Genomic DNA, 12,854 nt, shown 5'->3' with positions numbered 1-12,854 from the left:
AGCCTTTCAAACTGCGGCGTCGTTAGCTATAGTACGGAGCTCGTCCAGGCGTCCCGCTTCGCGCGAGGCCGCTGCAAGCCGCATTCAAATCTGTTCCTGACGGATTTGTCATTATTTACCGAGCCCCCATGTCCAATTCGCGCCGCCTGTTTTTCGCCCTGTCCTTGCCTGATGCCCTGCAACAGCAGGTGATCCGCTGGCGCGCCGAGGCGTTTGCGCCGGAGGCCGGCCGGCCGGTGGCGGCGGCTAATTTGCACCTGACGCTGGCGTTTCTCGGCGAAGTCACCGCGCAGAAAGAGCTGGCGCTGCGCAAACTGGCCGGCCGCATCGTGCAACCCGGCTTCAGCATGCGGCTCGACGATCTCGGCCATTGGCCGCGCCCCGGCGTGGTCTGGCTCGGCACCCGCCGCGCGCCGCGCGGGCTATTGCAGCTGGCCGAACTGCTGCGTTCGCAGGCCGCCCGCAGCGGCTGCCATCAAAGCGCGTTGCCGTTCCATCCGCACATCACGCTGCTGCGCGCCGCCACCCAGCCGGTGGCGATCCCGCCGGCGACGCCGGGCTGGGCGTTCAGCGCCGACGCCTTTTCCTTGTATGAGTCGGTGTTCGAAAACGGGCGCACCCGTTACCAACACCTCGAACAGTGGCCGCTGGCCACGCAGGCATCCGCATGATTTTCTCTCCACCGCTGCGTTCCGCCACGCTGATAAAACGTTACAAACGCTTTCTGGCGGACGTGATCACCCCGGAAGGGGAAACCTTTACGCTGCACTGCGCCAATACCGGCGCCATGACCGGCTGCGCCACGCCCGGCGACACCGTTTGGTACTCCACCTCGGATAACCCCAAGCGCAAATACGCCCACAGCTGGGAACTGACCCATACCCAACAGGGGCACTGGATCTGCGTCAACACCCTGCGTGCCAACGCGCTGGTGCGCGAGGCGATCGAACACAATTTAATCAATGAATTATCCGGTTACAGTAAAATCAGCGGCGAAGTGAAATACGGCGGTGAAAACAGCCGTATCGATTTGTTATTACAGGCAGAAAATCGGGTTAACTGCTATATTGAAGTTAAGTCAGTCACATTACTGCAACAACAACGTGGTTACTTTCCTGATGCGGTAACGCTCAGAGGGCAAAAGCACCTGCGTGAGTTGCTCAGCGTGGTTGAAAGCGGGCAACGGGCGGTGTTGTTCTTTGCCGTGTTACACAGCGGTATTGAGCAGGTCGCACCGGCACATCATATAGATGAGCGCTATGCGGCGCTGTTGGCACAGGTCCGGCAGTTGGGAGTGGAAGTGGTTTGCTACGGGGCAAAGTTATCACCTGACGGTATTTATCTCTGCGATAAGCTGCCGTTTTTTATCGATTAGCGCGGTCGGGTCCCTATAAATAGACAACCGGCCAGCACGATCGCCAAATACGCCCTCCTTCACACGATTGTCAAGCGGGCGACAGGAATAATTGCCAACCTACCTTCCTTCTGTTATTTATAGCGGCCTGTTTTTCCCCCGCATTGGGGATTCGATAGTGCGTGTGTATGTAGGAGAAGCAACATGCAAGAAGGGCAAAACCGTAAAACCTCGTCCTTGAGCATTCTCGCCATCGCTGGGGTGGAGCCGTACCAAGAGAAGCCGGGCGAAGAGTACATGAACGACGCCCAGTTGTCGCATTTCAAGCGCATTCTTGAAGCGTGGCGCAACCAGCTCAGGGACGAAGTGGACCGTACTGTATCGCATATGCAAGAAGAGGCAGCCAACTTCCCTGATCCGGCAGACCGTGCTACTCAGGAAGAAGAGTTCAGCCTTGAACTGCGTAACCGTGACCGTGAACGCAAACTGATCAAAAAGATCGAGAAAACGCTGAAGAAAGTGGAAGACGATGATTTCGGCTACTGCGAATCTTGCGGCGTGGAGATCGGCATTCGTCGCCTCGAAGCGCGTCCGACCGCCGATCTGTGCATCGACTGCAAGACGCTGGCTGAGATCCGCGAAAAGCAGATGGCCGGCTAATACCGTTGTTACCGCTGCGGCGTGCGCACCCGCGTGCGCCGCACAGAGAAAAGGGAACCACTCCCCTCTGATATGCAAGAAAGTCATTATGTGGGGCGCTTTGCCCCATCGCCTTCCGGGGATCTGCATTTCGGTTCGCTGATTGCCGCTCTGGGAAGCTACCTTCAGGCTCGCGCCCAACGCGGGCAGTGGCTGGTTCGCATCGAAGATATCGACCCGCCGCGCGAAGTCCCCGGCGCCGCCGCTCGCATCCTGTCCGCGCTGGAACATTATGGTCTCCACTGGGACGGCCAGGTCATCTATCAATCCCAACGTCACGACGCCTATCGCGCCGCGCTGGATCTGTTGCAGCGTCAGGGGCTCAGCTATTACTGCACCTGCACCCGCAGCCGCATCCAGCAGATCGGCGGATTGTACGACGGCCACTGCCGCGACTTGCAGCTCGGCCCGCAGGGCGCCGCCATCCGCTTGCGCCAGACCGCGCCCGTTTACGGGTTCCACGATCGCCTGCAGGGAGAGTTGCACGCCGATCCGGCGCTGGCGGGGGAAGACTTTATCATTCGCCGCCGCGACGGGCTGTTCGCCTACAACCTGGCGGTGGTGATCGACGACCATTTTCATGGCGTGACCGAGATTGTGCGCGGCGCCGACCTGATCGAACCGACGGTGCGTCAAATTGCCCTCTACCGCCAGCTGCAGGCGCCGGTGCCCGCCTATGTGCATCTGCCGCTGGCGCTGGGCGCCAACGGCATCAAGCTGTCGAAGCAAAACCATGCGCCGGCGTTGCCCGCCGGCGATCCGCGCCCGGTGCTGATCGCCGTGCTGAAATTTCTGCGCCAACCGCTGCCGGAAAGCTGGCAAGATCTTGACCTGCCATTATTATTGAGCTGGGCGGTCGCACATTGGCGGTTGGAAAACGTGCCGCGTCAGGAGGCTATCCCTCTGGATGAAAACACGCCGGCATTCTCAAAGGAGCCATGGTGAGCTATGATTAGCCGCTATTTTTTGTTAGCTCCATTTTTATCAGTCACTATCGAGGTGTACCATTTTTACCCGAGTAGCCAACTTCTGTCGTAAGGTACTGACCCGCGATGACAAGCTGCCCCGCGACGACGCGGCGGCCGGCGATAAAAACGTAGTCCGCGAAGAGCGTGCCGCGGCGCCAAGCCGCCCTGCGCCGCAGCCGCGCGCCGCCGACAACGGCAACAACGCCCCTGCCCGCCGCTCAACGCCGCGCAAGCGTCCGCCTTTCCCCCTCGCCGAGAGCAACGACTCGATGACCGTGATCCCGCGCGAACAGCACTCGATTTCCCGCAAAGACATTAGCGAAAATGCGCTGAAAGTGCTTTACCGCCTGAACAAGTCCGGCTACGAAGCCTATCTGGTCGGCGGCGGCGTGCGCGATCTGTTGCTCGGCAAAAAGCCGAAAGACTTCGACATCACCACCAACGCCACGCCGGAGCAAGTGCGCAAGCTGTTCCGCAACTGCCGCCTGGTCGGCCGGCGCTTCCGCCTGGCGCACGTGATGTTCGGGCCGGAAATCATCGAAGTGGCCACTTTCCGCGGCCACCACGAACAGAACCCGGAATCCGACAAGAACTCGTCTCAGCAGGCGCAAAACGGCATGCTGCTGCGCGACAACATCTTCGGTTCGATCGAGGAAGACGCCCAGCGCCGTGACTTCACCATCAACAGCCTGTACTACGGCGTGGCGGATTTCACCCTGCGCGATTACGTCGGCGGCCTGAACGATCTGAAACAGGGCGTGATTCGCCTGATCGGCGATCCGGAAACCCGCTACCGCGAAGATCCGGTGCGCATGCTGCGCGCGGTGCGCTTCGCCGCCAAGCTGGATATGCGCATCAGCGAAGAGACCGCCGAGCCGATCCCGCGCCTGGCCTCGCTGCTGCATGAGATACCGCCGGCGCGCCTGTTCGAAGAATCCCTCAAGCTGCTGCAGGCCGGTTACGGTTTCCAGACCTACCTGAAGCTGTGCGAATACCAGCTGTTCCAACCACTGTTCCCGCTGATCGCCCGCAACTTCACGCCGAACCACGATACGCCGATGGAGCGCATTCTGGTGCAGGTGTTGAAGAACACCGATCACCGCCTGCAGAACGACATGCGCGTCAACCCGGCGTTCCTGTTTGCCGCCATGCTGTGGTACCCGCTGCTGGAGCACGCGCAGAAGCTGGCGCAGGAAAGCGGCCTGGCCTACTACGACGCCTTCGCGCTGGCGATGAACGACGTACTCGACGAGCAGTGCCGCTCGCTGGCCATCCCGAAACGCATTACCACGCTGGTACGCGATATCTGGCAACTGCAGCTGCGCCTGTCCCGCCGCCAGGGCAAACGCGCGCACAAGCTGATGGAACACCCGAAATTCCGCGCCGCCTATGATCTGCTGGCGCTGCGTGCAGAAGTGGAAGACAATCAGGAAATGCTGCGTCTGGCCGAGTGGTGGGGCGAGTTCCAGGACGCCACGCCGGCGCGGCAGAAAGCCATGCTGAGCACCCTGGGCGACGATCCGGCGCCGCGCCGCGCGCGTCAACGCCGCCCTCGCCGCCGGGCACCGCGTAAAGAAGGGGCATAATGATCCACGTTTATATCGCGCTGGGCAGCAACCTGGCGCAGCCGCTGCAACAGGTTAAAGCCGCACTGGAGGCGCTGGAGCATCTCCCGCGCACCCGGCTGGTCACCTGTTCTTCGTTTTACCGCACCAAGCCGCTGGGGCCGCAAAACCAGCCGGACTTTCTCAACGCGGTGGTGGCGCTGGATACACTGTTGCCGCCCGAACAGCTGCTCGACCATACCCAGGCGATAGAACGCAATCAGGGGCGGGTGCGCAAGGATGAACGCTGGGGGCCGCGCACGCTCGATCTGGACATCATGCTGTACGGCGACAAGGTGATCCATACCGAGCGCCTGACTGTGCCGCATTACGGCCTGAAAGAGCGCGAATTCATGCTCTACCCGCTGGCGGAAATCGCTCCCGATCTGATTTTCCCCGATGGCGAGCCGCTCGCCAGCTGCCTCAAGCGCGTGCCGGAAAACGGCATGGCGCTGTGGCATCAGCCAAAACTCAAGTCCTGACCCGCCTACAACGTCAGCCGCGCAACGAACCCGCCCGCCGGGCGATTGGCAAAGCCGATCTGTAAACCATGCAATCCGGCGATACGCTGCACGATCGAGAGGCCCAGCCCGCTGCCGGTTTGCTCCTGCCCCGGCGGGCGATAGAAACGTTCTCCCAGCCGCGCCAGATGCTCCGTGGTGACCCCCGGACCGTCGTCCTCCACCGTCAGCGAGCGTTCGCTCAGCGTCACGGTGACGACGCCGCCCTGCGGGGTATAGCGCACCGCGTTATCCAGCAAGTTGCGCAATAGCAGCGACAGCAGCAAGGTTTCCCCCTGACGCGGCGGCGGCGTTCCCTGATGTTCATAGCGCAGCGTCACGCCCGCCGCATGGGCCTGCCGATCCTGCTCCGCCAGGGTCATCGTCACCAGTTCGTTCCAGTCGATCGGCGCCAGTTCGGCCAGATCCGACAGCGAATCCAGCCGCGACAGCGTCAGCAGCTGATCCACCAGCCGGGTGGCGCGATCGATGCCGACCGTAAGATTGTCCAGCGCGTGCTCGCGCATCGGCGCATCGTCCCCCGCCAGTTGAACCACTTCGGTCTGCACCCGCAGCGCCGCCAGCGGGCTGCGCAACTCGTGCGCGGCATCGGAGGTGAAACGCCGCTCCCGCACCAGCAACGCGTTGATGCGAGCGAACAGCGCATTGAGAGCATCCACCAGCGGACGCACCTCGGTCGGCACCTGGCGCGCGTCCAACGGCGTCGCGTCATCGGGCGCGCGCCGGCGCAAACCGGCCGCCACCGCGCGCAGCGGCCGCAGCTCGCGCCCGACCATCAGCGCGATCAGCAGCATCAGCACCGGCAGCGTCGCCAGCCAGGGCACCAGCTGGCCGGTCACCATGCCCAGCGCCATATCGCGCCGGTAATCCCACTCCTGGCCGACCACGATGCGATAGCGCCCATCCGGGCTGGTCAGCCACAGCAGGCGCCAGCTGTCGTCATCGCCTTTGCGCTCGCCGTCGGTAAAACCTTCACGCTCCCCGTCAAACAGGAAATCGGCGCCGTTCTCGCCGTCGTTGAGCAGCATCTTGCCTTGGCGATCGAAGATGGCGAACGCCAGCGCGTCGTCGTCCTGATCGCCACGCTTGCCATGATGCACCAGCTTCTTGGTTTTCGGCAGGCTGCGCGCGCTTTCATCGGCCAGCAGATCGCCGAGGTTGGCGGTCGCCAGCCGTTTGGCAAACAGCATCTGCTGGGTGTCGAACACTTCATTGATGGTGTTGCGCGACATCACCCAGGCCACCACGCTGGCGGTGCACCAGGTCATCAGCGCCAACAGACTGAAGATCAGGATCAGACGCAGCCGCAGGCTGAGACGCTTCACGGCGCATCCCCCAGCGTGTAACCCACGCCGTGAATGGTGCGGATGAAGCCGTTACCCAGCTTGCGCCGCAGGTGGTGAATATGCACCTCCACCGCGTTGCTGCTCACCTCGTCGTCCCAGTTGTACAGCTTCTCCTGAATCAACGGCCGCGCCAGCACCCGCCCCTTGTTGTGCAGAAACAGCTCCAGCACCGCCAACTCGCGCGGCGTCAGCGTCACCGGCTCGCCGTTGCAGCTCACGCTGCGGGTGGCACTGTCAAACACCACATTGCCGTGCGTCAGCTGCGGCATCAGTTGGCCGTGGCGACGGCGGATCAGCGCCTGCAGACGCGCCGCCACTTCGGCCAGCGCGAACGGCTTGCACAGATAATCGTCGGCGCCGCTTTGCAGCCCGCTGACCCGCTGCTCCAACGCATCGCGGGCGGTGAGGATCAGCACCGGCACGTCCTGCCCGGCCTGGCGCCACTGGCGCAGCAGATCCAGGCCATCGAGGCCCGGCAGGCTGAGATCGAGGATCACCGCGTCGTACGGCGCGCTGTCCAGCGCATTTTTGCCAACGGCGCCGTCGGTGAACCAGTCCAGATTGAAGCCGAGTTTGGTCAGCCCGGCCTTGATGCCGTCCCCGATCAGTTTGTCATCTTCGATCAGCAGAATTCGCATGAGTATCCCTTTTCAGTCATTGCGCCATTGCACCACAAGGTTCTTAAGAACCGCTTAAGCATGGCGATCCGCGCTACCCACCCCGATCGGGTTACAGTAGAATGGCTGCACTTTTTTGCAGCCTGGGCCTGCGCAAGCCGCACGGCCCGTTTCAGGAGACGTTGTGATGAAACCCACCACCGTGACCCACTTGCGCCAGTGGAAACAGGAGCAACGCAAGTTTGCTACCCTTACCGCCTACGATGCCAGCTTTGCCAAACTGTTTGAAGAGCAAGGCATCAAAGTCCTGTTGGTGGGCGATTCGCTGGGCATGACGCTGCAGGGCCACGACTCCACGCTGCCGGTCACCGTCGCCGACATAGCCTACCACACGCGCGCCGTGCGCCGCGGCGCGCCGGCCTGCCTGCTGCTGGCCGATCTGCCGTTCATGAGTTACGCCACCCCGGAACAGACCTTCGCCAACGCCGCCGAGCTGATGCGCGCCGGCGCCAACATGGTGAAACTGGAAGGCGGCAGCTGGCTGTGCGACACGGTGAAAATGCTTGCCGAGCGCGCGGTGCCGGTGTGCGGCCATCTGGGCCTGACGCCGCAGTCGGTCAACGTGTTCGGCGGCTATAAGGTGCAAGGGCGCGACGAACTGGCCGCCAAACAGCTGCTGCAGGACGCGCAGAACCTGGAGCTGGCCGGCATTCAGCTGCTGGTGCTGGAATGTGTGCCGACCGAGCTGGCGCGCCAGATCACCGAAGCGCTGTCCATTCCGGTCATCGGCATCGGCGCCGGCAACGGCACCGACGGCCAGATCCTGGTGATGCACGACGCCTTCGGCATCACCGGCGGCCACACGCCGAAGTTCGCCAAGAACTTCCTGGCGCAGAGCGGCGATATCCGCACGGCGGTGCAGCACTACATTCAGGAAGTGGAACAAGGCCTCTACCCGGCGGCTGAACACTCTTTTAACTAAGCGATGGTTCCAGGAGTCACCCAATGATTATTATCGAAACCCTGCCGATGCTGCGTCAGCAGATCCGCCGCTGGCGCCAGGAAGGCAAACGCATCGCGCTGGTGCCGACCATGGGCAACCTGCACGACGGCCATATGACGCTGGTCGATGAAGCGCGCGCCCGCGCCGACGTGGTGGTGGTGAGCATCTTCGTCAACCCGATGCAGTTCGATCGGCCGGACGATCTGGCGCGCTACCCGCGCACGCTGCAGGAAGACAGCGAGAAGCTGACCCGCCGCAGCGTCGATCTGGTGTTCGCGCCAGCCCCGGCTGCAGTCTATCCGCAGGGGCTGGAGCAGCAGACTTACGTCGACGTGCCGGGCATCTCCACCATCCTGGAAGGCGCAAGCCGGCCGGGCCACTTCCGCGGCGTTTCCACCATCGTCAGCAAGCTGTTTAACCTGGTGCAACCTGACTTGGCCTGCTTCGGCGAGAAAGATTACCAACAGCTGGCGCTGATCCGCAAAATGGTGGCGGACATGGGTTACGACATCGACATCGTCGGCGTGCCGACCGTGCGCGCCAAAGACGGCCTGGCCCTCAGCTCGCGCAACGGCTACCTGACCGCCGAAGAGCGCAAGGTAGCCCCGCAGCTGAGCAAAATCATGAATGGGCTGGCGCAGCAGTTGGCCAATGGCGAGCGCCATATCGAAACGCTGCTGGAACAGAGCGCCGAGCAGCTGCGCGCCGCCGGCTTTACGCCGGATGAACTGTTTATTCGCGACGCCGACAGCCTGCAGCCGCTGACGGTGGACAGCCAACGGGCGGTGGTGCTGATGGCCGCCTGGCTGGGCAAGGCGCGTCTTATCGACAACCAGCAGGTCGACCTGACGCTGTAAGCCGTTTTTTATACTGTCGTCACCCTTGGCCACTGACCATTGGTAGACAATGGCGGAGCAATCGGTGACGATAGAGATTGCAGGGATGCAGGAGAGATGTTCAACCCCAGCGCCTGTGAAGGCCGATATTCAGTTAGGTAAAGCTATGATACGTACTATGCTGCAAGGCAAGCTGCATCGCGTCAAAGTCACTCAGGCTGACTTGCACTATGAAGGGTCCTGCGCCATCGACCAGGATTTCCTGGAGGCCGCCGGCATTCTGGAATATGAAGCGATCGATATTTACAACGTGGATAACGGCCAGCGCTTCTCCACCTACGCCATCGCCGCCGAGCGCGGTTCGCGCATCATTTCGGTTAACGGCGCCGCCGCGCGCTGCGCCTGCGTGGGCGACAAACTGATCATCTGCTCCTATGTGCAAATGACCGACGCCGACGCCCGCCAACACCACCCGAAAGTCGCCTATTTCGAAGGTGACAACAACCTGCAGCGCAAGGCGAAAGCCGTGCCGGTTCAGGTCGCCTGACACTAAAACGGGCGCCTTACGCGCCCGTTCTTCCTTACTGCACCACCACCGTGCCCGGCTTGTTGGCTATCCGATCCGCCATGGTCTGGATCGAGTCGGTGCGCAGAATATACAGCCGCTTCAGCGTATAGGGGTTATCCCCCGGCTTCACCTTGCCCTGCACCGTGGTCACCGCCAGATGGAAACCGGCGTCCTGCGCCGCCTGGATCGCCCGCTGGTTATAGCCGCCGAACGGGTAGGACAGATACAGCACGTGCGGGTTGAACTGCGACAGCGCGCGGCGCGAGCGCTCAAAATCGAACTCGATATTGTGCAGCGAACGGCTCAGCAAAATCGGCTGGCGATTGCCGTCGGTGCGGTGCAGGAAGTGAGTGTGCGACTGCACGTCGAACACGTCCTGAATCTGCTTCAGCTCCGAGACGCTCATAAACTGCAGCGAGTCCGGGTTCCATTTCTGCGGGTGGCGTTTGATGCGCGAAGAGATGATGAACGCCGTGGCGCGGAAACCGTAATCCTTCAGCACCGGGTAAGCGTAGCGATAAACCGATTTCAGCCCGTCGTCGAAGGTCAGCACGATCGCCTTGCCCGGCAGGTTGATCTGGTTCTTCAGGTAGGCTTCCAGCTGATACAGCGAAATGGTGTCGTAGCCCGCCTGCTTCAGGTAGGTCATCTGGTTGCTGAACGCCACGTCTGAGGTGGTGGTCGAGGTGTGGCGGAAGCGCTTGTTCTCTTCGTTTTTTAGCAGGTGATGATAGGTCAGCACCGGTATGCCGCTATCTATCTCGCAGTCCAGCTCATTGACAAACCCCAGCCGCTCGCCGATGTTGACCTCGTACCAGGTGTTGTTCAGGCGATCCTTCAGCTTGCCGATGATCGGATAGCGCAGGTTGCCTTCCAGCGTGCCCAAGACCTCGCTGTCCTTGTCCGCCGCGGTATAAACGTCGATCGTTTTTTGGGTGATCAGATTCTGGTTGGTCAGCGGTTTGTTCAGCTCGCCCAGATCGTCTTGTACCTTGCGCGACTTCTTCAGTTCGCGCACGTCATCTTTATCGATAAAGCCGGTGCCGTGCCCGAATTTGAATTCGTAGTATTCCGCATCCGCCGGGAACACCTGGATCAGCTGCCCGCGCTTCACTTCTCCTACCGGGATCACATGCTCGCCCACCAACGCATAGACTTCGCTATCGCGCTGCGCTTCCATGTATTCAGATTTAACCGCGCCGTCTTCCGACAGCAGATTCGCCAGGCTCACAGGGGAAACCAACGACATCAGAATGCCGAGGAAACCAGCCGCTAACGTGTATTGAGGCCGCATGATGATGTTCTACTTACGAGTGCGTAATGACTAAAGTGAAGGAAATGTGGAGCGCCAGCATAGCACGATTTGAACAACGGGGAACTAGCGGTTATTTGAGCAATTCTATTGATTTACGCGCCGCCTGCGCCAAATCAAGAAAAGCGCCCCCGCCGGAAAAGCGGGGGCGCGATACCATCAGCTGCGCAGGCCGCGGCCGCGCTCGATCAGGTACCAGGAAAGCAGGTAAAACACCGCGATAAACGCCAGCAGCACCGCCATGGTGAACGCCAGCGGCACGTCGTTGATGCCGAGGAAACCGTAGCGGAAACCGCTGATCATATAGACGATGGGGTTCAGCTTGGACACCGCCTGCCAGAATGGCGGCAGCAGCGACAGCGAGTAGAACACCCCGCCCAGGTAGGTCAGCGGCGTCAGCACGAAGGTCGGGATCAGGCTGATATCGTCGAAGGTGGTGGCGAACACCGCATTGATCAGCCCCGCCAGCGAGAACAGGATCGCCGTCAGCAGCAGCGTCAGCGCAATCACCCACCAGGCGTGCACCTGCAGCGGCACAAAGAACAGCGAGATGATGGTCACCAGCACGCCGACGCAGATGCCGCGCGCCACGCCGCCGCCGACATAGCCGGCGATCACCACGTGGGTCGGCACCGGCGCCACCAGCAGTTCCTCAATGTTGCGCTGGAATTTGGCGCTGAAGAACGACGAGGCGACGTTGGCATAGGAGTTGGTGATCACCGCCATCATGATAAGGCCAGGCACGATGAACTGCATGTAGCTGAAGCCGTGCATATCGCCGATGCGCGAGCCGATCAGATTGCCGAAGATGATGAAGTACAGCGTCATGGTGATCACCGGCGGCACCAGGGTCTGGATCCAGATGCGCGCGAACCGGTTCACCTCTTTGGCCCAGATGCTCTGCAAGGCTACCCAATACAAACGCGTCATGCTTTTTCTCCATTGCCGTTAACCAGGGTGACAAACAGTTCTTCCAGGCGGTTCGCCTTGTTGCGCATGCTCAGCACCTGCACGCCCTGCGCGCTCAGTTGGGTGAACAGGCCGTTCAGCCCCTGCTCGCGCATCACTTCCACTTCCAGCGTCGAGGTATCCGTCAGGCGGCTGTGGTAACCGTCCAGCTTCGGCAACGGGCTCTTCGCCGCCAAATCGAGGATGAAGGTTTCCGACTTCAGCTTGGCCAGCAGCCCCTTCATCGAGGTGTTTTCCACCAGCTCCCCGTTCTGGATGATGCCGATATTGCGGCACAGCATCTCCGCCTCTTCCAGATAGTGGGTAGTGAGGATAATGGTGGTGCCCTGGGCGTTCAGCTCTTTCAGGAAGCCCCACATCGAGCGACGCAGCTCGATGTCCACCCCGGCGGTCGGCTCATCGAGGATCAGCAGCTTCGGCTGATGCATCAACGCGCGGGCGATCATCAGGCGGCGCTTCATGCCGCCGGACAGCATGCGGGCGCGCTCGTTGCGCTTGCCCCACAGATCCAGCTGATTGAGGTATTTTTCGGCGCGCGCCATCGCTTCACGCCGCGTGACGCCGTAGTAACCCGCCTGGTTCACCACGATCTGCAACACGGTCTCGAACGGGTTGAAGTTGAACTCTTGCGGCACCAGGCCGAGCTGGCGCTTGGCGTTGACGATGTCTTTATCGATGTCGTAACCGAACACCCGCACGCTGCCGGCCGTTTTGTTCACCAGCGAGCTGATGATGCCGATGGTGGTGGATTTTCCGGCGCCGTTTGGCCCCAGCAGGGCATAAAAATCCCCCGCTTCGACGCTCAGGTCGATACCGCGCAGCGCCTTGACGCCACCGGCGTAAGTCTTGGTCAGCTGCGCTAATTCCAGTGCATAATTCATATGTAAAATAGTACCTTATGACGATGAGTATGCCGCCGCGCCCCTGTTTGCGAGGCTTGAAACACTAACGATAATCCTAGCATCGGCGACGTTTTCACTGAGTCGAATCCGTGCGGAAAATGAGGCTGCACCACTGTTCCGATTTCCAAAGTGTGACGCTTACCCTATATTACCCC

The 12,854-nt window shown here is 61.2% G+C and carries 14 protein-coding genes; 9 read left to right on the top strand and 5 right to left on the bottom strand.

Features of this window, described 5'->3' with window-relative positions:
- The first annotated feature begins 128 nt into the window (after positions 1–128).
- The 6 genes from thpR (at position 129) to folK (ending at position 5,107) form a co-directional block, all read left to right on the top strand.
- Positions 129–671, top strand: a complete 543-nt coding sequence (gene thpR / locus ACSBQQ_RS24080; RefSeq protein ID WP_033649609.1) for an RNA 2',3'-cyclic phosphodiesterase — start codon at positions 129–131, stop codon at positions 669–671.
- On the top strand, positions 668–1,375 hold the full coding sequence (gene sfsA / locus ACSBQQ_RS24075) for a DNA/RNA nuclease SfsA (protein ID WP_004937572.1): 708 nt from the start codon (positions 668–670) through the stop codon (positions 1,373–1,375). The genes thpR and sfsA overlap by 4 nt, the downstream gene beginning before the upstream one ends.
- A 183-nt stretch (positions 1,376–1,558) precedes the next feature.
- Positions 1,559–2,014: an RNA polymerase-binding protein DksA gene (gene dksA / locus ACSBQQ_RS24070; RefSeq protein WP_004937569.1), complete on the top strand. Its 456-nt coding sequence runs from the start codon at positions 1,559–1,561 to the stop codon at positions 2,012–2,014.
- A 72-nt stretch (positions 2,015–2,086) separates the two neighbouring features.
- Positions 2,087–2,998 carry a tRNA glutamyl-Q(34) synthetase GluQRS gene (gluQRS, locus tag ACSBQQ_RS24065; protein ID WP_060429427.1) on the top strand — a complete coding sequence of 304 codons (912 nt, stop codon included), beginning with the start codon at positions 2,087–2,089 and terminating at the stop codon, positions 2,996–2,998.
- A 61-nt stretch (positions 2,999–3,059) separates the two neighbouring features.
- Positions 3,060–4,607 (top strand): polynucleotide adenylyltransferase PcnB, encoded by a 1,548-nt coding sequence (gene pcnB / locus ACSBQQ_RS24060; RefSeq protein ID WP_071883846.1) that lies wholly within the window; start codon positions 3,060–3,062, stop codon positions 4,605–4,607.
- Positions 4,607–5,107, top strand: a complete 501-nt coding sequence (gene folK / locus ACSBQQ_RS24055) for a 2-amino-4-hydroxy-6-hydroxymethyldihydropteridine diphosphokinase (RefSeq protein WP_060419707.1) — start codon at positions 4,607–4,609, stop codon at positions 5,105–5,107. Before pcnB ends, folK begins: the two co-directional genes overlap by 1 nt.
- Before the next feature lie 5 nt (positions 5,108–5,112).
- Here folK and qseC read toward each other — a convergent pair whose 3' ends face one another.
- The gene (qseC, locus tag ACSBQQ_RS24050; protein ID WP_048321935.1) at positions 5,113–6,471 is read right to left on the bottom strand and encodes a quorum sensing histidine kinase QseC; all 1,359 of its coding nucleotides are present in this window, start codon (positions 6,469–6,471) and stop codon (positions 5,113–5,115) included.
- A complete protein-coding gene (gene qseB / locus ACSBQQ_RS24045) occupies positions 6,468–7,130 on the bottom strand; it encodes a quorum sensing response regulator transcription factor QseB (protein ID WP_004937550.1) in 663 nt (220 codons plus the stop codon). Before qseB ends, qseC begins: the two co-directional genes overlap by 4 nt.
- Positions 7,131–7,296: 166 nt before the next feature.
- Here qseB and panB point away from each other — a divergent pair, with 166 nt between their 5' ends.
- The 3 genes from panB (at position 7,297) to panD (ending at position 9,495) form a co-directional block, all read left to right on the top strand.
- Positions 7,297–8,091, top strand: a complete 795-nt coding sequence (gene panB, locus ACSBQQ_RS24040; RefSeq protein ID WP_033649604.1) for a 3-methyl-2-oxobutanoate hydroxymethyltransferase — start codon at positions 7,297–7,299, stop codon at positions 8,089–8,091.
- A gap of 23 nt (positions 8,092–8,114) precedes the next feature.
- Positions 8,115–8,969: a pantoate--beta-alanine ligase gene (gene panC / locus ACSBQQ_RS24035; protein ID WP_048321937.1), complete on the top strand. Its 855-nt coding sequence runs from the start codon at positions 8,115–8,117 to the stop codon at positions 8,967–8,969.
- Positions 8,970–9,114: 145 nt separating this feature from the next.
- Positions 9,115–9,495, top strand: coding sequence for an aspartate 1-decarboxylase (gene panD / locus ACSBQQ_RS24030; protein WP_004937544.1), 381 nt, complete (start codon positions 9,115–9,117; stop codon positions 9,493–9,495).
- 34 nt (positions 9,496–9,529) lie between these two features.
- On the opposite strand, the gene ACSBQQ_RS24025 is transcribed toward panD, so the two are convergent.
- The 3 genes from ACSBQQ_RS24025 to ACSBQQ_RS24015 form a co-directional block, all read right to left on the bottom strand.
- Positions 9,530–10,810, bottom strand: coding sequence for a polysaccharide deacetylase family protein (locus ACSBQQ_RS24025; RefSeq protein WP_033635920.1), 1,281 nt, complete (start codon positions 10,808–10,810; stop codon positions 9,530–9,532).
- 177 nt (positions 10,811–10,987) lie between these two features.
- Positions 10,988–11,758, bottom strand: a complete 771-nt coding sequence (locus ACSBQQ_RS24020; protein WP_033635921.1) for an ABC transporter permease — start codon at positions 11,756–11,758, stop codon at positions 10,988–10,990.
- Positions 11,755–12,678, bottom strand: coding sequence for an ABC transporter ATP-binding protein (locus ACSBQQ_RS24015; protein ID WP_033635922.1), 924 nt, complete (start codon positions 12,676–12,678; stop codon positions 11,755–11,757). The genes ACSBQQ_RS24020 and ACSBQQ_RS24015 overlap by 4 nt, the downstream gene beginning before the upstream one ends.
- Positions 12,679–12,854: the final 176 nt, after the last annotated feature.

It is taken from the genome of Serratia sp. G204Y, assembly GCF_051172435.1.
GTDB lineage: Bacteria > Pseudomonadota > Gammaproteobacteria > Enterobacterales > Enterobacteriaceae > Serratia > Serratia sarumanii.
Note: the sequence above shows the minus strand (reverse complement) of the source record. Positions and strands in the feature narration are given on the sequence as shown.